This window comes from Pacificoceanicola algae (genome assembly GCF_049341065.1).
GTDB lineage: Bacteria > Pseudomonadota > Alphaproteobacteria > Rhodobacterales > Rhodobacteraceae > Pacificoceanicola.
In genome coordinates, this window is sequence record NZ_JBMPIX010000005.1 from 1 (window position 1) to 19,292 (window position 19,292).

Sequence of the window (19,292 nt, forward strand, 5' to 3'; positions counted from 1 at the left end):
GCTCCCGTCATTGGTGATGTTACAGCACCCAATGTGGCACATTGCGATGCCGGAAGCGGGAGCCATCCATCCCATCAATGGCCAGGTCGAGCGCATGAACCGTACCATCAAGGAAGCGACGGTGAAACGCTATCACTATGACAGCCACGGGCAGCTTCGAAGGCACCTCGCGGACTTCTTAGACGCCTACAACTTTGCACGTCGCTTGAAGACACTCAGCGGGCTAACGCCTTACGAATACATATGCAAAATCTGGACATCAGAGCCAGATCGATTCATCCTGAATCCGATCCACCAGATGCCGGGACTGAACACCTAGGGAGCTTGGGGTTACGGGTATTATGCCCCAAACCTCTGCATCGCCAACGAAATAAGTCCCAGCCTTGGCAACCTCAAGGTTGCACACCCGCTGCGCGCCACGGTCGACCTCGACGTCCAGCACCAGAACCGAGGCCAGAGATGCCGTCCGCAGGGCATCCCCCGCGACAACCCCCTCGGCCCGGGTCCTGCCCGCATCGACGACGAACATCGGATGCTCTGATGTCACCCCGATCGGCTCGCCGCACTCCACCGTCAGCCAAATCACCTCTGGCGCCGGCCGTTACATCAGAGCGGTGATCGGGAACACGCCCGACACGCCGCTTTCCTCGTCCCGCGCGGCGAATGTCGTTTGATGTCCCATCGCTACCCAAACTCGCAGACTGGGCGAGCCAATGAGAATGCCCCTTATCCGCTCTTCAGGCGCGTCTCATGCGGGCTTTCGCCGTATTGGCGTTTGTATTCGACCGAAAAGCGCCCGAAATGACCCAAGCCGACGTGTTCGCAGATATCGCCGATCGTCCGGTTGCCGGATCCGCTTTTCAGCAGGGCATGTGCCTCGCGCAGACGTGCTGAACGCAGGTATTGCATGGGTGTCACGCCAAGCTCTGCCTTGAAGCTCAATTGCAAGGAACGGGGCGAAATCTGCAGCGCGTCCGCAATGTCGCCCACGGTCATCGCCTCGCCAAGATTGCGATGGATATATGTCATGGCCCGCCGGACATGCAGGTTTTCGGCCTGTTCAACGTCTTCCATCAGCAGGCCGCTGACATCGCTTGGCTGACAGAGCAGGAACCCTTCGATCAGTTGTTCCTCGACAAGCGCCTGGGTGTGCACATTGCCCTTGGCAAAGATGGCGTCTTTCTCGGCCAGCGAAAAACAGGTGCGCAGCGTATGAACCCATTTGTCGACCTCGGCCATGCTCTGATCGACCGCGGTTCGAAAGGTCACCGGACCCGACAGCGCCCGGCCAACCAGGCGTTCAGCGACCCGATTCAACTGCTGGGCATCGATCTGCAACAGAAGCTGCGAGCAGCCCTCGCGCCAGCGCATCGACGCATGACGGTGCGGGTTCAGGACACTGCCCAAGCCGGGGCCGGTTTCCACGTCGCCGGCGGAATTGTCGATCCGGGCCTGTCCCTTCAGCGGGATTTGCACCAGATAGAACGACCCAAGCTCGCCGGGTTCGATTTCGACATCGGCGCCGTACTGAATGTAGTTGAGCGAGGTGGCTTGCCCTTCGGCGCGGTTGTGCACCGCATCGAAGCGCCCGGACCGCGAGACGCGATCCAGCCGGTGGTCGCAGAATTTTCCGGCAACAACGGCCCGCGCTTCGTCCAGGTCACCGGACTGGAACAGGCGGTTTCGCTCCAAAGGCAAAGCTGTGTTCGCGGGTCTTGTCATTGTGGTTTCGCATCTCTCCGGCTGTCACTCTAGCACAGTTTGGCCCTGTGCGGACGAGACATGCAAAATGGATTCGTTTTCTGGATAACCGCTTTGGCCGGGCCTCGGGTAGCCTTGGTGTCACAAGCGAACTGGGAGTCATAACAATGTACACTGGAGAAGGGGTGACCGGATCGGCCGAAGGGTTGGACGGAACCGCATGGAATGTCGTCGGGCACATCTATACGCCCAAGCTTTTGTCGGACAACGCGTTCATCTGGCACGCGCAGATCCCGGCCGAGACCTTCGTTCCGCCGCATATCCATCCGACACAGGATGAATGGATCTACATGCTTGAAGGCGAGCTTGAGGTTGAGTTCGGCTTTGAAACCGGCGATGTCACCGCCCACAAGGCCGGGCCCGGCGACACGATCCGCATGCCCATGGGCAAGGCGCATGGCATTTTCAACCGCTCGGGCAAAGAGGCGACCTGCGTTTTTGGCGTCGCGCCCGCGCGCAAGCTGTTCGAGCTGTTCGGCGAGCTGGACGGTGTCACCGACCCGGCAGAATTGGTGCGCCTGTCCGCCCTGCGCGAGGTGGATTTCCTGCCGCCGCCGCCCGACGCCGGATAAGGAGGCACACCATGGTCAAACGCAAAACTGTCGCCGTCATCGGCGGCGGGGTCTCGGGGCTTGCCGCGGCAAAGGCCTTTGATGAGCGCGGTCACCGGGTGATCGGGTTCGAACGCAGTCACGACTTTGGCGGTGTGTGGGAGCTGTCCCGCTCCTACCCCGGCGTTCAAACCCAAAGCCCCAAGGACCTTTATCGCTACACCGATCTGGCCATGCCGGAGGACTATGCCCAGTGGCCCAAGGGGCCGCAGGTGCATGCCTATCTGCACTCCTACGCCGACAAGCACAAGCTGGGGCGGCTCTTTCAGCTCAACACGGATGTGGTGGGAATGGAACGCCGCGCTGATGGGCAGCCGGGCTGGACCCTGACACTGGAAAGCGCCGGGCGGACGCGCAAACAGGATTTCGATTTTGTTGCGATCTGCACCGGTCAGTTTTCCTACAAGAATGTCATCAGCCATCCCGGCCAAGACGGTTTTGTCGCGCAGGGCGGGCAGGTGATGCATTCGTCGGAATATACCGACCCGGACATCGCCCGGGGCAAGCATTTGGTGGTTCTGGGCGGCTCGAAATCCGCCACCGACATCGCGGTCAACGCGGTGCAGAACGGCGCGGAACAGGTGACGATGGTCTATCGCCAGAATGTCTGGCGCATCCCCTATTTCATTGGCGGCATCAACTTCAAACGGCTGCTCTACATGCGCGCGCAGGAAATGCAGTTCAACAGCTGGAATCGCGGACCGGCGAAGAGGGCCATTGCGGCGCTCACCAAACCGCTTGTCTGGGCCAACTTCCGCGGGTTGGAAACCCTGCTGAAGCTGCAACTGGGTCTGAAGAAGTGGAACATGGTCCCCGACATCCCGATCGAAAAGGAAGCGTCCTGTTCGCTGCCTCTGGTCACGCCGGGATTGTTCGAGGCCCTCAAGAGCGGCAAGCTGAAGCTGGTTCTGGGCAGCTTTGACCAATATGTCGGTGACAGCATCCTGCTGACGACTGGCGAAAAGGTCCGCTGCGATGTCTCGGTTCTGGCGGTGGGCTGGAAGCTGAGTGTTCCGGTCCTGCCCGAGGAATACCGCGCTAAGCTGGTCGAGCCGGATGGGCAATACAAGACCTATCGCCTGTCGGTGAATCCAGACCTGCCGGATATGGGCTTTGTCGGGTTTAACTCCAGCTTCTGCACCGTCCTTTCGGCGGAAATGATCGCCAACTGGCTGGTGCGCTATGCCGATGGTCAGCTTGCCAATCAACCGACCGAGACGCAGATGCGCGAAAACATCGACATGATGCTGAACTGGCGGCGCAAGGAACGCCCGGCGGCCAAGGTCTATGGCGGATTGTGCTCGGCGCCTTTCCACTTCAAGCATTTCGACGAGCTGCTGGCCGATATGGGGGCGAAGAAAAGCAAGCGGTCCAACCCGCTGGCCGAACAATTCTCTTATCCCGATGCGGATGCCTACGGAGATTTCCTGGCCTCGACCCCGCAATACCGGGCCGGATGAAACAGGAGCCTTCGATGCGGGATTGGGACGATGCGTTCAACAACATGGGTCATGTCGAAGGTTCGGAAGCTTTGCCCGGATTCTGGGCAAAGCGTGCCGAGGCCTATCGCCTGGGCACAAGGATCGAGACAGACATCCCCTATGGGCGGGCGCCGCGCGAGGTTTTCGACCTTGTTCGGCCTGATGGCGCGCCCAGGGGCCTTGTCGTCTTTGTGCACGGCGGGTTCTGGATGCGGCTCGACAAGTCCTACTGGACCGACCTCGCGGAAGGGGCGCGGGCAAGCGGTTGGGCGGTTGCCATTCCCAGCTATACCCTGACGCCCGAGGCCCGGATTTCCGCGATCACCCGCCAGATCAGCGCGGCGATAGACGAGGCGGCCAGACTCGTCAGCGGCCCGATCCGCCTGGTCGGACATTCCGCTGGCGGGCACCTTGTCACCCGGATGATCTGCGAAAACAGCCCTTTGTCAGACCAGACCCGCAACCGGGTAGAGCATGTCCTGTCGATCAGCGGCCTGCACGACCTGCGTCCGCTGCGGCATACGGCGATGAACGACACTCTGCGCCTGAGCGCCGAAGAGGCGACCGAGGAAAGCCCCGCCTTGCTGACCCCGCATCCGGGCGCGCGCGTCTCGATCTGGGTTGGCGGTGGTGAACGTCCCGAGTTCATTCGGCAGGCGCGTCTGCTGGACATGATCTGGCAGGGTCTGGATGCGGACACTGACCTGACCATAGACGGGGACCACAATCACTTCACGGTGCTCGAAGGGCTGAAATCGCCGGATTCGCCGATTTGCGCAGCTCTCTTGGGGGCTTAGTCCGAACTGCCGCGATCTATGTAGGCGGTGGCCTCGATCTCGAGCAGCGCATCGTCCTCGACGAGGTCGTTGACGATCAGCATGGACATGGCCGGGAAGTGCTTGCCGAACACGCGCTGATAGGCTTTGCCGACCTCGCGCTGATGCGCCAGGTACTCGGCCTTGTCCTTGACGTACCAGGTCAGGCGTCCGACATCCGTGACGTCGCCCCCGGCGGCAAGGACGATCTCGGCGATGTTGCTCAGCGCCTGTTCCATCTGCGCAATAAAGCCGCCCTGGGCAAAGACTTTGTCCTTGTCCCACCCGATCTGGCCGCCGATGTGCAGGGTGCCATCGGGCATCAACATGCCGTTGGCATAGCCAAGGGCGGGTGCCCAACCTTCGGGGTGAATGGTCTGCGGTTTCATGTCTCTGCCTCCATCAAGTCTTTGATCCGGGCGCGCACAGGCGCGGGCCAGGGCGCGGGCCGGCCTTCACCGTCGACGCAGACAAGGGTCTGGTCAGCCTCGAAGCAGGCCACCTCCTGCCGCACCGCCCGGGTGGTCAAAGACAGGCTGCTGCGGCCGAGCCGTGTCAGGGTCAGGCGCAACTCCAACTGGTCGCCATGGCGACAAGGCGTCTTGAAACGGACGTCAAAAGCCGCAGTCGGCACGCCTGCGTTCGGAAGCATCTCTTCGAACGGCCAGCCGAGAACATCGCTGAACAGGCTTTCGACCGCGTCATTGATCATCTCGAAGAAGCGCGGGTAAAAGACGATGCCCGCCGGGTCGCAATGCTTGAACAGCACCTTTTGCGGAAAAGTAAAATGCATCAGGTCACTTTCGATTTCGTCTGGTACTTGGGATCGCGCCAAAGCTCGCCCTTGATCACGTCTTCTACAATCTTCGCCGCTGCAACCACATCTGCCGTGTCGATGTAAAGAGGCGTGAAGCCGAAACGCATGATATCCGGCGCGCGGAAGTCGCCGATCACGCCCCGGTCGATCAGGGCCTGCATCGCCTCGTAGCCGTGATCGAAGGCGAACGAGACCTGGCTGCCCCGTTCGGCGGCATTGCGCGGCGAGGCGAGGGTCAGCGCGGGGCAGCGGGCCTCTACCTCGGCGATGAAGGTTTCGCACAGCGCGACAGAGGCCGCGCGCAGGTCGTCCATGTCGACCCCCTCCCAAACGTCAAGCGCGGTATCCAGAATGGAAAGTTGAACGATCGGCGGGGTGCCGACGCGCAGCCGCTCGGTCGACAAGGCGGGGCGGTAGCCGGGCTCCATCGCGAAAGGCGCGTCATGGCCCATCCACCCGGCAAGGGCCGGTTCAATTGTCTCGACGATGTCAGGCCGGGCATAGATGAAGGCCGGGGCGCCGGGGCCGCCGTTGAAATACTTGTAGGTGCAGCCCACCGCAAATTCGGCCTTGGACCCGGCCAGATCCAGTGGCAGGGCGCCCGCGCTATGGGCGAGGTCCCAGATCATCACCGCGCCGACGCTATGGGCCTTTTCGGTGATCGCCTTCATGTCGTGCAGGCGTCCAGAGCGGTAATCGACATGGGTCAGCATCACCACTGCGACCTCTTCGGTGATGGCGTCGGCCACGTCCTGGGGCGCGGGGGTGCGCAGCGCGTAGCCCTGGTCGATGGTGCCGATCAGGCCCTGCGCCATGTAGAGGTCGGTTGGGAAATTGCCGCTGTCCGACAGGATGACACGGCGGTCGGGCCGTATCTTCAGCGCCGCCGCAAGCGCCTGGTAGACCTTGATCGACAGCGTGTCCCCGGTGGCCACAGACCCTGTGGGCGCGCCGATCAGCCCTGCGATCCGGTCGCCCACGCGGGCCGGCAAGGAGATCCAGTCCGATGTGTTCCAGGCGCGGATCAACTGCTGACCCCATTCGTTGGAAATCACCTCGGCAGCGCGCGCCCCGGCGCCCTTGGGCAGGGGGCCCAGCGAGTTGCCGTCGAGATAGATCACGCCTTCGGGAAGATCGAAGAGATGCTTGCGGGGCAGGGTCATAGCTCACCTCTCAGGTGCCAGAGTTCCGGGAACAGTTCGACATCCAGCATCTTGCGCAGGTAGGACACCCCCGCTGTGCCGCCAGTGCCGCGCTTGAAGCCGATCACGCGCTCGACGGTTGTCACATGGTTGAAGCGCCAGCGGCGGAAGTAGTCTTCGAGGTCCACCAGCTTTTCGGCCAGCTCATAGAGCGACCAATGCGCGTTGATGTTCTCGTAGACGGTCTTCCAGCGGGCCTGAATCTCGGGCTTTGCCGCGTGTGGCGTATCAAGCTGCGGGGCGGGCATGGCCGCCTCATTGCCGTCGAGGGTGTGGAAGAGGTGCCGCACGACCTCGTCATAGAAACTGGGCCGCGCCAGTTCGGCGGTTAGCATGGCGTGGACATCCGGCATATGCGCGTGGGGCTTCATCATGTTGGGGTTCCGATTGCCCAGAACATACTCGATCATGCGGTACTGGTAGGATTGAAAGCCCGACGACGGGCCCAGGGCCTCGCGGAATGTCGTGTAATCCGCCGGGGTCATGGTGCGCAGCACGTCCCATTGGTTGTTGAGCTGCTCGAAGATGCGGCTGACGCGAGCCAGCATCTTGAACATGGTCGTGGTATCGTTCGCGCGTAGCGCATCCCGCGCCGCGCCCAGTTCGTGCAGGATCAGCTTCATCCAGAGCTCGGAGGTCTGGTGCTGAATGATGAACAGCAACTCGTCATGCGCCGCGCTTAGCGGGGCCTGCGCGTTCAGGATCGGGTCGAGGTTCAGGTAATCGCCATAAGACATGGCGTCCTTGAAATCCATCCGGGCCCCGCCGGTGCCGGGATCGTAGGCGCCACTGCTCATGTCGACGTGCCTTTCAGTTTGAAACGCTGGATCTTGCCGCTCTCGGTCTTTGGCAGCGCTTTGGTGAAAACGACCGAGCGCGGGTATTTGAAGGGCGCGATGGTGGCCTTGACGTGATCCTGCAACAGCTTGACCAGCGCATTTGACGGTTCCTCTCCGTCGCTCAGAACCACATGGGCCTCGACGAGCGCGCCGCGATCATCGTCCGGCACGCCGATCACCGCGCATTCCGCCACGGCCTCATGAGCCAGCAGGGCGGCTTCGACCTCGGGGCCCGCGATGTTGTAGCCGGAGGACACGATGATGTCGTCGCTGCGGGCGGCGAAATGGAAATAGCCGTCCGGGTCCTGAGTGAAGCTGTCGCCCGAGATGTTCCAGCCGTTCTGGACGTATTCGTCCTGCCGTTCGCCGAACATGTAGCGGCAGCCGGTCGGCCCGCGCATCGCCAGCCGCCCGATTTCGCCGCGCGGAAGCTCGGTGCCGTCCGGTCCGACCACCTTGGCCTCGTAGCCGCCGACCGGCTTACCGGTGCAGGCGGGCCGGTGATCTTCGAACCTGTTGGTGATGAAGATGTGCAGCATCTCTGTCGCGCCGATCCCGTCCAGCATCGGCTTGCCGGTCTTGGCCTTCCACTCGTCATAGACCGGGGCGGGCAGGGTTTCGCCGGCCGAGACAGCAGCGCGCAAAGACGACAGGTCCGCCCCGTCCTCCATGGCCCGCAGCATGGCGCGATAGGCGGTTGGCGCGGTGAAGCAGACGGTGGCTTTGTAGGTCTCGATGATCTCGACCATGTTCGGCGGCGAGGCATTTTCCAGCAAGGTGGCCGTCGCGCCGAAGCGCAAGGGAAAGATCGCAAGGCCGCCCAGCCCAAAGGTGAAGGCCAAGGGGGGAGAGCCGACAAAGACATCGTCGGGCTGGACGTTCAGCACTTCTTTGGCGTAGCCGTCCGCAATGATCAGCAGGTCGCGGTGAAAATGCATCGTCGCCTTGGGGTTGCCGGTCGAGCCGGAGGTGAAGCCGATCAGCGCCACATCGTCCTGCGCCGTCTGGACCGAGTCGAATTGCACCGGTTTGGTCAGGGCCAGACGGTCAAGCTCGGCATCGTGGTTCGCGGTGCCGTCAAAGCCCGCAACGGTCTTCAGATATATGCTGCCCTTGGCGCAGGCCGTCATCTCGTCCATCAGCCGCGTGTCGCAGAGCGCGTGGGTGATCTGGGCCTTCTCGACATATTTGGCCAGTTCCCCGGCGCGCAGCATCGGCATGGTGTTGACGACCACGGCTCCGGCCTTGGTCGCCGCCAGCCAGCAGGCCACCATGGCAGGGTTATTGGCCGAGCGGATGAGGATGCGGTTGCCCGGCTTGACGCCCAGATCGTCCACCAGCGTATGGGCCAGCCGGTTGGTCCAGTCCGACAGTTCCTTGTAGGTGCGCTGGCGTCCGTTGCCGATCAATGCGATGTAATCCCCGAACCCCTTGGCGACCATGGCGTCGGTCAGCTCCCACCCCGCATTCAGCCTGTCGGGATAGTCGAAGCCGTCCAGCTTCAGCTCGGGCCACTGGTCTTCCGGGGGAAGATTGTCACGGGTGAAGGTGTCGGAGTGTGCGGTAGGCCTCAGCATCGTCATCTCCCCTGAAAGGCGTTGAGGGCCTGGCGCGCGATGATCACGCGCTGCACGTCCGAGGCACCCTCATAGATGCGCAAGGCCCTGATTTCACGATAGAGTTTCTCGACGGTCTCGTGCGATTTGACGCCATCGCCGCCGTGCAGTTGCACCGCCTTGTCGATGATGTGCTGCGCCTGATCTGTGGCGAAGAGCTTGGCCATGGCGGCCTCGCGCGTCACCCGGGGGGCGCCACTGTCCTTGGTCCAGGCGGCGCGGTAGACCAGCAGCGCGGCCGCATCCACATCCAGCGCCATGTCGGCGATATGTCCCTGCACCATCTGCAGATCGAAGAGCGGCGCGCCCTGGATTTGCCGCGTCGTCACGCGCGCCAGGGTTTCATCCAGGGCCCGACGCGAGAAGCCAAGGGCCGCCGCCGCAACGGTTGAGCGGAAGACATCCAGCACCGACATGGCGATCCTGAAACCCTGTCCTGGTTCCCCGACCATCGCAGTCGCGGGCACGCGCATCTCGTTGAAGGTCAGCGTCGCCAGCGGATGCGGCGCAATGGTTTCGAGCCGTTCGGTGATCTCAAGGCCCTTGGTGTCCGCAGGCACGATAAAGGCCGACATGCCCTTTGCGCCGGGCGCCTCTCCTGTGCGGGCAAAGACGGTGTAGACATCGGCGATCCCGCCGTTGGATATCCAGGTCTTCTGCCCGTTCAGGACAAAGTGATTGCCGTCGCGCGCCGCGCTCATAGTGTTGGCCGCCACGTCCGATCCGCTGCCGGGTTCGGTCAGGGCGAAAGCCGAGATGGCTTTGCCCGCGCGGGTGAGCGGCAGCCAGTCTGCCTTTTGTTCTGGCGAGCCGAAGAGGGAAATCGCGCCTGTCCCCAGCCCCTGCATGGCAAAGGCAAAATCCGCGAGTCCGTCATGGCGGGCCAATGTCTCGCGGATCAGGCAGAGCGTGCGCACGTCCAGCTTGCCGTCTTCGGCCCCCGAATGCTGGGCGAACCCGGCCTTGCCCAGCATCGTCACAAGCTGGCGGCAGGCGGCGTCCGTGTCGGAATGATCGACCGCAGACAGGTGATCCGTGGCCCAAGCGTCCAGAGACGCGGCCAGGTCGCGATGCCGATCCTCGAAGAACGGCCAGTCTAGAAAGCTCTTGTCCGCCATCAGTCGCCCTCGAACACGGGTTTTTCCTTGGCCACGAAGGCCTGATAGGCGCGGTGAAAGTCCTGCCCCTGCATGCAGATCGCCTGCGCTTGCGCCTCGGCTTCGATGGCCTGCTCGATGGACATGGACCATTCCTGCGCCAGCATGGTCTTGGTCATCATGTTGGCCCAGGTCGGCCCGTCAGCGATGCGCCGCGCCAGCCCCTGCGCCATCTCCAGCAGCTCCTCCGCTGGCACCACCTTGTTGAAATAGCCCCAGGCGGCGCCTTCCTCGGCCGTCATCGACCGGCCCAGGTACAGCAGTTCCGCCGCCCGGCCCTGCCCGATGATGCGGGGCAGGATCGCGCAGGCCCCCATGTCGCAGCCCGCCAGCCCGACGCGGTTGAACAGAAAGGCCGTCTTAGCCTGGGGCGTGGCGATCCGCAGATCGGAAGCCATAGAGATGATCGCCCCGGCGCCTGCGCAGACGCCATCCACCGCCGCGATGATCGGCTTGCCGCAGTGCACCATCGCTTTGACCAAGTCGCCGGTCATGCGGGTGAAGGCCAGAAGGTCTTTCATGGTCATCTTCGTCAGCGGTCCGATGATGTCATGCACATCGCCGCCAGAGCTGAAGTTGCCGCCATTCGGGGCGAAGACCACGGCCTTGACCTCGTCGCTGTAGTGCAGATCCCGGAACCAGTCGCGCAGCTCTGCGTAGCTTTCGAAGGTCAGCGGGTTCTTCCGCTCTGGCCGGTCGAGCGAGACGGTCGCGATGCCCTCCTCGATCCTGCACAAGAAGTGCTCTGTATCAGTCCGCATCCGTTTCCTCCGCCAGTGTTTCGTTGAGTCGGTCGAGCCGGGCGATCATGCCGCTGACATCGTCCGCATCCAGACCGCCAAGAATTTCGTCGATCCAGGCTTCGTGTTCGGCAGAGTGCAGGGCGAACATCTTTTGCCCCTTGTCCGTCAGCCGCACCAGATTGGCGCGCCGGTCGCCGGGGATCGCGACGCGCAGGGCCAGCCCTTCCTCGGTCAGTTTGTCGACGATGCCGGTGATATTGCCCCCCGAGACCTTCAGCATGCGAGAGATCTCGCCCATTTTCAGCCCGTTCGGCGCCCGCGACAGGGCCGACATCACGTCGAAGCGGGGCAGGGTCCAGTCGTGCTCGCGGCGCAGCCTGCGCCGCACCTCGTCCTCGATGGACCGGCTGGTCTTGAGCAGTTTCAGCCAGAGGCGTAGCCGCTCTTTCGACAGGGGTGCGGCGGGGGTCTGGGGACGCTGTGTCATATTTCCCCTCCTGACAGGGTCAGCGCCTGTCCGTTGACCGAGCGCGCTGCTTCGGAGCACAACCAGAGTACGGCCCCGGCGACCTCGTCGGTCTGGATGAAGCGTTTTTGCGGATTGTTCGCATACAGGGCCGCGCGGGCCTCGTCCTCGGTCTTGCCGGTTTTCTCGACGATGTTGGCGATGGATCGCTCCAGCATCGGTGTCTCGATGAAGCCGGGGCAGACCGCGTTGACCGTAATGCCCGTGCGCGCCAGTTCGAGCGACAGTGCGCGGGTCAGGCCGACGACGCCGTGCTTGGCCGCGCAATAGGCGGCGACGTAAGGGTAACCTTTCAGGCCAGCCGTCGAGGCGATGGCGATCATCCGCCCCCATCCGGCGGTTTTCATGTCGGGCAGGGCGGCGTGCCAGGCGTTCGAGACGCCGATCAGGTTCACGGACAGCATGGTTTGCAGGTGGTCTGGTGTCATCTTGGCGAACGGCACGCTGTCGGCGGCGCCTGCATTGGCGACGACCCCTGTGATCGGTCCTTGCGCCTCGCGCGCCGAGTCAAAGGCCTGGCTGACGGCCTGCGCATTGGTCACGTCGCACAGCTGGTAGGGCAGCCCTTGGTCTTTCAGCGGCGGCTCTGATCGGCCCATGATTGTCACCCGGGCACCGGCCTCGGCCAGGGTCCGGGCGGTTTCGGCCCCGACACCCGTGCCGCCACCTGTGACGACGATATGCTTGCCCCTGATGGTCATACCCGGATCGCTTCTGCTTCGCGGTCGGCCAGACGCCAGCTCTGGTCGCGGCCCGCCTCGTAGGGCTTTGGCCACGGGGCGAGGCGGTCGCCGATCTTCGCGCCTTCGTGGAGGGTCCAATAGGGGTCGGCCAGATGTGGACGGCCTACGGCCACCAGATCGGCGCGCCCTGCCATCAGGATCGAATTGGCGTGATCGGCCTCGTAGATATTGCCAACCGCCATGGTCCTGAGGCCCGCGTCGTTGCGGATACGGTCCGAGAAGGGCGTCTGGAACATCCGCCCGTAGACCGGTTTGGCCTCGGGAGTGGTCTGGCCGGCCGAGACGTCGATCAGGTCGGCCCCGGACTCGCTGAACATGCGGGCGATCTGAACCGCCTCGTCGGGGGTGATGCCTGCCTCTCCAACCCAGTCATTGGCCGAGATCCGAACCGACATCGGCTTGGCCGCAGGCCAGACCGCGCGCATCGCCTCGAACACCTCCAGAGGATAACGCATGCGGTTTTCGAGGCTGCCGCCGTACGCATCCGTCCGGGCATTCGACACTGGCGAGATGAACGACGAGATCAGGTAGCCGTGCGCCGCGTGCAGTTCGATCATGTCGAACCGGGCGCGTTCGGCCATCTGCGCCGCGCTGACGAACTGATCGCGGATTTCGTCCATTTCAGAGCGCGTGATCTCACGCGGGCTGGCGTTGCCTTCGGCCCATGGGATGGGCGAGGCGCTGACGAGATCCCAGTTACCCTCGGCCAGTGGCCTGTCCATGCCTTCCCAGCCGATATTGGTCGAACCTTTTCGTCCCGAATGGCCGATCTGGCAGCAGATCTTGGCGTCGGTGAAGCTGTGCATGAAACCCGTCAGGCGCGACCAGGCGGCCTCATGCTCGGGTGCATAAAGCCCCGGGCATCCCGGCGTGATCCGGCCCGTCGCGCTGACGCAGGTCATTTCCGTGTAGACCAGTCCGGCCCCGCCTTTGGCCCGTTCGCCATAGTGGCTCAGGTGCCAATCGTTCGGGCACCCATCCTCGGCCATGTATTGCGCCATTGGCGAAACAACGATGCGGTTCTTCAGGGTCATGTCGCGCAGCTTGATAGGCACGAACATCGGCGCCCGCACCGGTGCATCCGCCGCCAGCCCTGCCTGCGTCATGAACCACCGCTCGGCGCTTTCCATCCATTTCGGGTCGCGCATCCGCAGGTTTTCATGGCTGATGCGCTGCGACCGGGTCAGCATCGAGTAGTTCAACTGAACCGGGTCAAGGCCGAGATACCGCTCCACCTCTTCGAACCACTCCAGCGAGTTGCGCGCGGCGGATTGAAGGCGCAGCACCTCCAACCGGCGCTCTTCCTGGTAGCGGGTAAAGGCGGCCTCCAGACCGTCTTCGGTATGGATGTACTCGGCCAAAGCGATTGCGCTTTCCATGGCCAGCTTGGTGCCGGACCCGATGGAAAAATGCGCCGTAGCCGAGGCATCGCCCAGAAGCACGACGTTGTCGTAGTGCCATGTTTCGCACAGAACGCGGGGGAAGCGCAGCCAGGCCGAGCCGCGGATGTGGCTGGCGTTGGTCATCAGCGCATGACCGTCCAGATGTCTGGCAAATATCTTTTCGCAGACCGCGATCGTCTCTTGCTGGCTCATGTCGCCAAAGCCGAACCGGTCGAACGTCTCCTGCGCGCATTCCACGATGAACGTCGCGGTGTCATTGTCGAACTGGTAGGCGTGGACCCAGATCCAGCCGTTCTCGGTCTCTTCGAAAATGAAGGTGAAGGCGTCGTCGAACTTCTGATGGGTGCCCAGCCAGACGAACTGGCATAGCCGCTGGTCGATTTCGGGTTTGAAACTGTCAGCATAAAGCGTGCGGGTTTTCGAATTCAGCCCGTCGCTGGCGACCACCACGTCGAAGTCCTTGCGGTAGTCCTCGGCGCTTTGCACCTCGGTTTCGAAGCGCAGATCGACACCCAATTCGCGCGCCCGGTCCTGCAGCAGAAGCAGCAGCTTTTTGCGCCCGATCCCGCAAAAGCCATGCCCGGACGAAACATGGGTCTCACCCCGGTAATGCAGCGCGATGTCGTCCCAGTAGGCAAAATTCTCGCCAATCGCCCTGGCGCTGACCGGGTCGTTCTTGGCGAGGTTTTCGAGTGTCTCATCCGACAGGACCACACCCCAGCCAAAGGTGTCGTCAGAGCGGTTGCGCTCGATGACGACCACCTCGGCCGATGGGTCGCGCAGCTTTGTCGAAATGGCGAAATACAGGCCCGCAGGCCCCCCACCCAAACATGCAATCCGCATCGCGATCTCCCTTTTGGTCGCCGCAACCCTAGTGCCGCGCTTTCCAACGACGGTACGCGAGTCGTCCATTTATTTCAAGTTTGAAATGTTTTTGCTTGAAGCTTACCAATTCGCAACAGCATCCAGAATCGGAGGCGGACGATGAGGAACAGCGACCACGGCCAAACCCCCCCGGTCAGCCCGGACACCGCGCGCGCAAAACCAGCCCGGCTGGTGTGAGACGATCCCTTTCTGCTCGATGCGATGCTGAGCGAAGAAGAGCGCATGATCCGCGACACGGCCCATGCCTATTGCCAGGAAAAGCTGAAGCCCCGCGCGTTGCAGGCCAACCGGAACGAGGTCTTCGACCGGGAGATCATGTCCGAAATGGGCGAGCTTGGGCTGCTTGGCCCGACCCTGCCCGAAGACTAAGGTTGCGTGGGGGCGACCTACGTGGCCTACGGGCTTGTCGCCCGAGAAGTGGAACGTGTTGATTCCGGCTATCGCTCGGCCATGTCCGTTCAAAGCTCGTTGGTGATGCACCCGATCTTTGCCTATGGCACCGAAGAGCAGCGCCGAAAATACCTGTCGAAACTTGCCAGCGGCGACTTCGTGGGATGTTTCGGCCTGACGGAACCGGATCACGGGTCCGATCCGGAGTCGATGATCACCCGGGCGGTCAAGGTCGACGGCGGATACAGGCTGAGCGGCGCCAAGACTTGGATTTCGAACAGCCCGATTGCCGATGTCTTTGACGTCTGGGCTAAATCGGATGCGCATGGCGGCAAGATCAAGATCAAGGGCAAGTTCTCGTTGCGCGCCTCGATCACCGGCATGATCCTGATGGACGAGATCTTTGTGCCCGATGAAGACCTGCTGCCGAATGCGGAAGGGCTGGCGGGCCCGTTCGGCGGGACTGTTGCATTAGTTGACTGAGGCCGTTCGGAGAGTTTGATGGGCTCGGCGGGTCATGCAGATGCAAAGAGCTGGCTGACAAACTGGATCTCGCCGAGAACGCCTGGATGTTTGTGATGGATGTGGCCGCGTTTGATGGTTCGAATTGTCTCGATCCCGCTGAGGGTCGCTTTGGCTGATCGCAAGGATCGAAAGCTTGGCCGATACCCGAGCAACCGTTTCATGGCGGCGTGATCGCTTTCAATCCGATTGTTACGCCACTTTTTGTCGACATGCCGAATGCTGTCAAAATACGGGTCATACCGATGATTAATCTCGCGAATGGCACGTCGATAGGTCGGGGCTTTGTCGGTACATATCGTGACCGGGCGATGCAACCGTCCGCGTTCAATCGCTTTGTTGTGAAAGGCTTTGGCAGCCTTTGCGTCGCGCCGCGCAGTAAGACGAAAATCAATCATCTGCCCGTTCGCATCGACAGCGCGCCAAAGGTATCGCCATTTGCCGCCGATGCGAATGTAGGTCTCGTCCACATGCCAATCGACGCTGGCTCTGCGCAAGTGCGCCTCGGTGCGCTTCGACAGTTCAGGGCCGAACTTTTGCACCCAGCGATAGACAGTCGATCGATCAACCGTGATGCCACGCTCTGCCAGCAGATCGACAACGTCCTGATACGACAGCGGGAAGCGCAGATACCAACGTACCGTGCACAGGATGACCTCGCGTGGGAAACGGTGATGCTGGAACGGTGACTTACGCGGCATGCCCGACCTCAAAAAACCAAGCGTGGCCAAAACCCGCGATTAATGCACCAGTCCCAATCTGCAAATTCTGGAGTTCAAAGCCAGATCGACTCATCCTAGGTCCGATCCAAAAAATACCGGGACTGAACACCTAACATCCATTCTGGACGACCAGTGGGGCCCTGCCACTGCCGTTTCACCCGATAGCCTATTCCGTGAAGAGCGGTGCGTAGGTGAAACGGTCTTTTTGCGAAAACAGCGCCCTGCCGATAGGCATTCCGTATAAATGGCTCAAGTTCTCCTCGCTCAGAACATCCCTGGTCTTGCCCGACCGATGGGACGATCTGTCGTTCATTAGCAGGACATCGGTGGCGATTTCCACTGCGTGTTGCGGCGCGTGTGTCGAGAACAGGATGGTAATACCGTGATCCTCGCTTAGCCTGCGCATCACGTTGATGACAACATCCTGGTTCTTGTAATCGAGTGCGGCACAGGGTTCGTCCATCACCATGATCTGGCAACCCGATGACAGAGCCTGCGCGATCAGGACCAGTTGACGCTGGCCGCCGCTAAGCTGGTTGTAAACCCGTTCCTCGAGGTGAGAGATTTTGAGCAAGTCGAGGAACCGCCGGGCTATGTCATAGTCTCTTTTCCCCGGCGCGCCGAACAGCCCCAGGTGCCGGGCACGGCCCATCAGAACGATGTCCATGACGGAATAAGAGAACGCCACACCAAAGAGTTGCGGCACGAAGCCAACCTCGCCAGAGATCGAAAGCCTTCCGCTTGCGGGTTTGATCACGCCGATCAACGTTTCCAGCAACGTAGTCTTACCGATGCCATTGGCTCCAAGCACCGCGAGAATACTACCGCGCGGCGCGGTAAAACTGTAGCCCTCAATTATGGTGGTTCCGCCGCGCCGAACGGTCAGGTCCGAGACCTCAATCATCGTTCCAGCCGCCTTTCAGGTGAATGCGTCGCAGGATAATGGCAAAGACCGGAACCCCGATCAGGGCGGTTATGATCCCAAGTGGGATTTCCGAGGTGGTGATGGTGCGGGCCAGATTGTCGACCAACAGCAGATAGATCGCGCCCAGAATGCCTGCCACCGGCAGCAGCCGGACGTGGTTGGCGCCGACCAGCGTGCGCGCGATATGCGGGATAACCAGGCCGACCCAGCCGATGATGCCCGACGTGGCCACCACCCCCGCCGAAATCATCGCGGTGGCAATAAGCAGGGTCCATTGCACCAGCACCACAGGCGTTCCCAAAGCGCGGGCGCGTTCCTCGCCCAGTGACAGGATGTTAATTTGATACCGAAGCAGATAGATCACGATCGACGCCGGACCCACCGCGACAGCAATCAACAGTACATCGGTGTAATTGCTCGAGGCGATGCTTCCCATCAGCCAGTAGGTGATGGCCGGCAGTTTCTGGAACGGGTCAGCCAGCAGCTTGGCAACCGATATCGCGGCCGAAAAAAAGGCCGAGATTACCACACCGGCCAATACCAGAGTCAGCACCGATGTCCGCCCTTTAACGCTGGCCAGGAACTTGACCAGAACGATGCTGCTGATCCCGAAGACGAATGAGATCGAAAGCAACCCGTACCCATGAATGCCCAGCAGGATGGCCAGCGTCCCGCCAAATCCCGCCCCTGACGTGACGCCAATTATCCCGGGATCGACGAGCGGGTTGCGAAACATACCCTGCAGCGACGCACCCGAGATCGACAGTCCGAATCCCACCACAACGGCCGCAAGTATGCGCGGCAGTCGCACCAGTTCGACGACGGTTTCCTCGACAGGGGCCCAACCCGGCGTAGCCACCGGGACGATGTTATCCCACAGGATCAACGCCACATCGCCAACGCTCAGATCGTAGCGGCCGAGCGTCACCGAATAAAGGATGCTGCAGACCAATAGGGCCAGCAGGCCGGGTATCATAGGTACCGATGCCAGAACGGCAACGATGCCCGGCCTGTTTCGCCCGTCGGTCAGCGAGGTCTCAGTTGAAGGTTTCAACGTAGCCAACAGACCCGGAATTCTCTTCCATTTCGAGAATGCTACCGATCTGAGCCTCGGTCAGCGAGGCACCATAGATCGATTGATATCCGCGGACCACCTCGTTGCGGAAATCCGGCGCGATCTGCTTGCCATGCGCAACCAGCGCCACCCAAGGCGTGGTGAGATAAATCTCCGGCGCGTCGGGGGTGCGTCCGAAGGCTGGCATCTTATAGACCCGCTTGTTCTTGATGGCTTGCAGCGATGCCAGGATCGGATTGGAATAGAACGCGTCGGGTGTCAGGTCTTTCGCGTAGGGCGGTATAAGGATAGTCTGCGGATCCCAGGCGAACAGTTGTTCAAGATCGACGGTCTTCCACCATTCGCCGGTATCGTCGGCGGCCAGATTGACCACGCCACTGAGGGTGAAATTCTGCGAGCCGTTGGCGATCACTCTGATCTGGTCGTTCAACTGGTCTACCTGAAGCACGCTGACAAAACTGTCTTCGCTCATGCCGGTCATGGTGGTGGTCAATGCCTCGGCGGAATCGTCCTGCAGGGCCAGCAGCATATCAGCCCGCTCTGGCTTGCCGGTGATGTAGCCGCTCAGTTTCAGGTAGTCACGGCGCTCCTGCTCGGTGCAGCAGGCCCATCCGACGACCCGCAAGCCGACGCGTTCCAGCGGTTCGATGATCTTGGGATCGTGGGTCCACTGGATGATCAGGTCCGGGTTCAGTTCCAGGATCGCCTCGACGTTGGGGGCGAACCCCTCGCGCGCGGCGGTGGCTTTCAGATTTGACATCTCGGGAATGATTTCGGTGTAGATGCCGGAGGTGAAATAGCGATCAAGCGAATCCTTGTTCATCCCGACGATATGTTCGGCCGTCTCGTCAACGGCACGATAGATGATCGGCGCGGACCGAACGATGGTCACCACGCGATCTGGCGGTGCATCCAGTTCGATGGTCTGGTCGCGGTGGTCTTGAAAACTGGTCTGCGCTGCGGCCGGAACATTGAATACCGATGCTGCCAGGATGGAAGCGGCGAACCTGGCTTGGTTTCCAAATCTCATGTTGAATTCCCCCGTGTGTTTGAGCACTC

Annotated in this window: 19 protein-coding genes and 2 pseudogenes; 5 read left to right on the forward strand and 16 right to left on the reverse strand. The window is 61.7% G+C overall.

Annotation, left to right across the window (positions count from 1 at the left end; all coding sequences use genetic code 11):
• Positions 1-67: 67 nt before the first annotated feature.
• A pseudogene (locus ACOYQJ_RS09090) lies at positions 68-319 on the forward strand (integrase core domain-containing protein); the annotation flags it as partial.
• On the opposite strand, the gene ACOYQJ_RS09095 reads toward ACOYQJ_RS09090, so the two are convergent.
• Together ACOYQJ_RS09095 and ACOYQJ_RS09100 are read right to left on the reverse strand one after the other, a co-directional pair.
• The gene (locus ACOYQJ_RS09095; protein WP_422905711.1) at positions 260-586 is read right to left on the reverse strand and encodes a hypothetical protein; all 327 of its coding nucleotides are present in this window, start codon (positions 584-586) and stop codon (positions 260-262) included. The pseudogene ACOYQJ_RS09090 and the gene ACOYQJ_RS09095 sit on opposite strands and share 60 nt — an antisense overlap.
• Before the next feature lie 140 nt (positions 587-726).
• Positions 727-1,722: an AraC family transcriptional regulator gene (locus ACOYQJ_RS09100; protein WP_422905712.1), complete on the reverse strand. Its 996-nt coding sequence runs from the start codon at positions 1,720-1,722 to the stop codon at positions 727-729.
• A gap of 146 nt (positions 1,723-1,868) precedes the next feature.
• On the opposite strand from ACOYQJ_RS09100, the gene ACOYQJ_RS09105 reads away from it, so the two are divergent.
• Genes ACOYQJ_RS09105 through ACOYQJ_RS09115 form a run of 3 tightly spaced genes read left to right on the forward strand, consistent with a single transcriptional unit; the run spans position 1,869 to position 4,650 of the window.
• Positions 1,869-2,333: a cupin domain-containing protein gene (locus ACOYQJ_RS09105; protein WP_422905713.1), complete on the forward strand. Its 465-nt coding sequence runs from the start codon at positions 1,869-1,871 to the stop codon at positions 2,331-2,333.
• An 11-nt stretch (positions 2,334-2,344) separates the two neighbouring features.
• Positions 2,345-3,832, forward strand: coding sequence for a flavin-containing monooxygenase (locus tag ACOYQJ_RS09110; RefSeq protein ID WP_422905714.1), 1,488 nt, complete (start codon positions 2,345-2,347; stop codon positions 3,830-3,832).
• 14 nt (positions 3,833-3,846) lie between these two features.
• Positions 3,847-4,650 carry a hormone-sensitive lipase gene (locus ACOYQJ_RS09115; protein WP_422905715.1) on the forward strand — a complete coding sequence of 268 codons (804 nt, stop codon included), beginning with the start codon at positions 3,847-3,849 and terminating at the stop codon, positions 4,648-4,650.
• On the opposite strand, the gene ACOYQJ_RS09120 is transcribed toward ACOYQJ_RS09115, so the two are convergent.
• Genes ACOYQJ_RS09120 through ACOYQJ_RS09165 form a run of 10 tightly spaced genes read right to left on the reverse strand, consistent with a single transcriptional unit; the run spans position 4,647 to position 14,557 of the window.
• Positions 4,647-5,057, reverse strand: coding sequence for a RidA family protein (locus tag ACOYQJ_RS09120; protein WP_422905716.1), 411 nt, complete (start codon positions 5,055-5,057; stop codon positions 4,647-4,649). The genes ACOYQJ_RS09115 and ACOYQJ_RS09120 overlap by 4 nt on opposite strands.
• A complete protein-coding gene (locus ACOYQJ_RS09125) occupies positions 5,054-5,461 on the reverse strand; it encodes an acyl-CoA thioesterase (RefSeq protein ID WP_422905717.1) in 408 nt (135 codons plus the stop codon). The genes ACOYQJ_RS09120 and ACOYQJ_RS09125 overlap by 4 nt, the downstream gene beginning before the upstream one ends.
• Positions 5,461-6,648, reverse strand: a complete 1,188-nt coding sequence (kynU, locus tag ACOYQJ_RS09130; protein WP_422905718.1) for a kynureninase — start codon at positions 6,646-6,648, stop codon at positions 5,461-5,463. The genes ACOYQJ_RS09125 and kynU overlap by 1 nt, the downstream gene beginning before the upstream one ends.
• Positions 6,645-7,484, reverse strand: a complete 840-nt coding sequence (locus tag ACOYQJ_RS09135; protein WP_422905719.1) for a tryptophan 2,3-dioxygenase — start codon at positions 7,482-7,484, stop codon at positions 6,645-6,647. Before ACOYQJ_RS09135 ends, kynU begins: the two co-directional genes overlap by 4 nt.
• Positions 7,481-9,103, reverse strand: coding sequence for an AMP-binding protein (locus tag ACOYQJ_RS09140; RefSeq protein ID WP_422905720.1), 1,623 nt, complete (start codon positions 9,101-9,103; stop codon positions 7,481-7,483). Before ACOYQJ_RS09140 ends, ACOYQJ_RS09135 begins: the two co-directional genes overlap by 4 nt.
• Before the next feature lie 2 nt (positions 9,104-9,105).
• The gene (locus ACOYQJ_RS09145) at positions 9,106-10,260 is read right to left on the reverse strand and encodes an acyl-CoA dehydrogenase family protein (RefSeq protein ID WP_422905721.1); all 1,155 of its coding nucleotides are present in this window, start codon (positions 10,258-10,260) and stop codon (positions 9,106-9,108) included.
• Entirely contained in the window at positions 10,260-11,060 is an 801-nt protein-coding gene (locus ACOYQJ_RS09150; protein ID WP_422905722.1) for an enoyl-CoA hydratase family protein, read from the reverse strand. The genes ACOYQJ_RS09145 and ACOYQJ_RS09150 overlap by 1 nt, the downstream gene beginning before the upstream one ends.
• Positions 11,050-11,529: a MarR family winged helix-turn-helix transcriptional regulator gene (locus ACOYQJ_RS09155; protein ID WP_422905723.1), complete on the reverse strand. Its 480-nt coding sequence runs from the start codon at positions 11,527-11,529 to the stop codon at positions 11,050-11,052. The genes ACOYQJ_RS09150 and ACOYQJ_RS09155 overlap by 11 nt, the downstream gene beginning before the upstream one ends.
• Positions 11,526-12,269 carry an SDR family NAD(P)-dependent oxidoreductase gene (locus ACOYQJ_RS09160; protein WP_422905724.1) on the reverse strand — a complete coding sequence of 248 codons (744 nt, stop codon included), beginning with the start codon at positions 12,267-12,269 and terminating at the stop codon, positions 11,526-11,528. The genes ACOYQJ_RS09155 and ACOYQJ_RS09160 overlap by 4 nt, the downstream gene beginning before the upstream one ends.
• On the reverse strand, positions 12,266-14,557 hold the full coding sequence (locus ACOYQJ_RS09165; protein ID WP_422905725.1) for a bifunctional salicylyl-CoA 5-hydroxylase/oxidoreductase: 2,292 nt from the start codon (positions 14,555-14,557) through the stop codon (positions 12,266-12,268). Before ACOYQJ_RS09165 ends, ACOYQJ_RS09160 begins: the two co-directional genes overlap by 4 nt.
• A gap of 231 nt (positions 14,558-14,788) precedes the next feature.
• Here ACOYQJ_RS09165 and ACOYQJ_RS09170 point away from each other — a divergent pair.
• A pseudogene (locus tag ACOYQJ_RS09170) lies at positions 14,789-15,448 on the forward strand (acyl-CoA dehydrogenase family protein); the annotation flags it as partial.
• A gap of 56 nt (positions 15,449-15,504) precedes the next feature.
• Here ACOYQJ_RS09170 and ACOYQJ_RS09175 read toward each other — a convergent pair.
• The 4 genes from ACOYQJ_RS09175 to ACOYQJ_RS09190 all read right to left on the reverse strand — a co-directional run bounded on the left by ACOYQJ_RS09175 (position 15,505) and on the right by ACOYQJ_RS09190 (position 19,263).
• Positions 15,505-16,212: an IS6 family transposase gene (locus ACOYQJ_RS09175; RefSeq protein WP_422905726.1), complete on the reverse strand. Its 708-nt coding sequence runs from the start codon at positions 16,210-16,212 to the stop codon at positions 15,505-15,507.
• Between the two features lie 187 nt (positions 16,213-16,399).
• A complete protein-coding gene (locus ACOYQJ_RS09180) occupies positions 16,400-17,137 on the reverse strand; it encodes an ABC transporter ATP-binding protein (protein ID WP_422905727.1) in 738 nt (245 codons plus the stop codon).
• Positions 17,130-18,212 (reverse strand): FecCD family ABC transporter permease, encoded by a 1,083-nt coding sequence (locus tag ACOYQJ_RS09185; protein ID WP_422905728.1) that lies wholly within the window; start codon positions 18,210-18,212, stop codon positions 17,130-17,132. The genes ACOYQJ_RS09180 and ACOYQJ_RS09185 overlap by 8 nt, the downstream gene beginning before the upstream one ends.
• Positions 18,196-19,263 carry an ABC transporter substrate-binding protein gene (locus ACOYQJ_RS09190; protein WP_422905729.1) on the reverse strand — a complete coding sequence of 356 codons (1,068 nt, stop codon included), beginning with the start codon at positions 19,261-19,263 and terminating at the stop codon, positions 18,196-18,198. The genes ACOYQJ_RS09185 and ACOYQJ_RS09190 overlap by 17 nt, the downstream gene beginning before the upstream one ends.
• Positions 19,264-19,292: the final 29 nt, after the last annotated feature.

Excerpts from the sequence above, each read along its gene's own strand:
- ACOYQJ_RS09150 (WP_422905722.1), bottom strand. The coding sequence starts at position 11,060 with ATGCGGACTGATACAGAGCACTTCTTGTGCAGGATCGAGGAGGGCATC.
- ACOYQJ_RS09135 (WP_422905719.1), bottom strand. The coding sequence starts at position 7,484 with ATGAGCAGTGGCGCCTACGATCCCGGCACCGGCGGGGCCCGGATGGAT.
- ACOYQJ_RS09115 (WP_422905715.1), top strand. The coding sequence starts at position 3,847 with ATGCGGGATTGGGACGATGCGTTCAACAACATGGGTCATGTCGAAGGT.
- ACOYQJ_RS09125 (WP_422905717.1), bottom strand. The coding sequence starts at position 5,461 with ATGCATTTTACTTTTCCGCAAAAGGTGCTGTTCAAGCATTGCGACCCG.
- kynU (WP_422905718.1), bottom strand. The coding sequence starts at position 6,648 with ATGACCCTGCCCCGCAAGCATCTCTTCGATCTTCCCGAAGGCGTGATC.
- ACOYQJ_RS09190 (WP_422905729.1), bottom strand. The coding sequence starts at position 19,263 with ATGAGATTTGGAAACCAAGCCAGGTTCGCCGCTTCCATCCTGGCAGCA.
- ACOYQJ_RS09105 (WP_422905713.1), top strand. The coding sequence starts at position 1,869 with ATGTACACTGGAGAAGGGGTGACCGGATCGGCCGAAGGGTTGGACGGA.
- ACOYQJ_RS09165 (WP_422905725.1), bottom strand. The coding sequence starts at position 14,557 with ATGCGGATTGCATGTTTGGGTGGGGGGCCTGCGGGCCTGTATTTCGCC.
- ACOYQJ_RS09175 (WP_422905726.1), bottom strand. The coding sequence starts at position 16,212 with ATGCCGCGTAAGTCACCGTTCCAGCATCACCGTTTCCCACGCGAGGTC.
- ACOYQJ_RS09155 (WP_422905723.1), bottom strand. The coding sequence starts at position 11,529 with ATGACACAGCGTCCCCAGACCCCCGCCGCACCCCTGTCGAAAGAGCGG.
- ACOYQJ_RS09140 (WP_422905720.1), bottom strand. The coding sequence starts at position 9,103 with ATGCTGAGGCCTACCGCACACTCCGACACCTTCACCCGTGACAATCTT.
- ACOYQJ_RS09145 (WP_422905721.1), bottom strand. The coding sequence starts at position 10,260 with ATGGCGGACAAGAGCTTTCTAGACTGGCCGTTCTTCGAGGATCGGCAT.
- ACOYQJ_RS09180 (WP_422905727.1), bottom strand. The coding sequence starts at position 17,137 with ATGATTGAGGTCTCGGACCTGACCGTTCGGCGCGGCGGAACCACCATA.
- ACOYQJ_RS09160 (WP_422905724.1), bottom strand. The coding sequence starts at position 12,269 with ATGACCATCAGGGGCAAGCATATCGTCGTCACAGGTGGCGGCACGGGT.
- ACOYQJ_RS09120 (WP_422905716.1), bottom strand. The coding sequence starts at position 5,057 with ATGAAACCGCAGACCATTCACCCCGAAGGTTGGGCACCCGCCCTTGGC.
- ACOYQJ_RS09110 (WP_422905714.1), top strand. The coding sequence starts at position 2,345 with ATGGTCAAACGCAAAACTGTCGCCGTCATCGGCGGCGGGGTCTCGGGG.
- ACOYQJ_RS09100 (WP_422905712.1), bottom strand. The coding sequence starts at position 1,722 with ATGACAAGACCCGCGAACACAGCTTTGCCTTTGGAGCGAAACCGCCTG.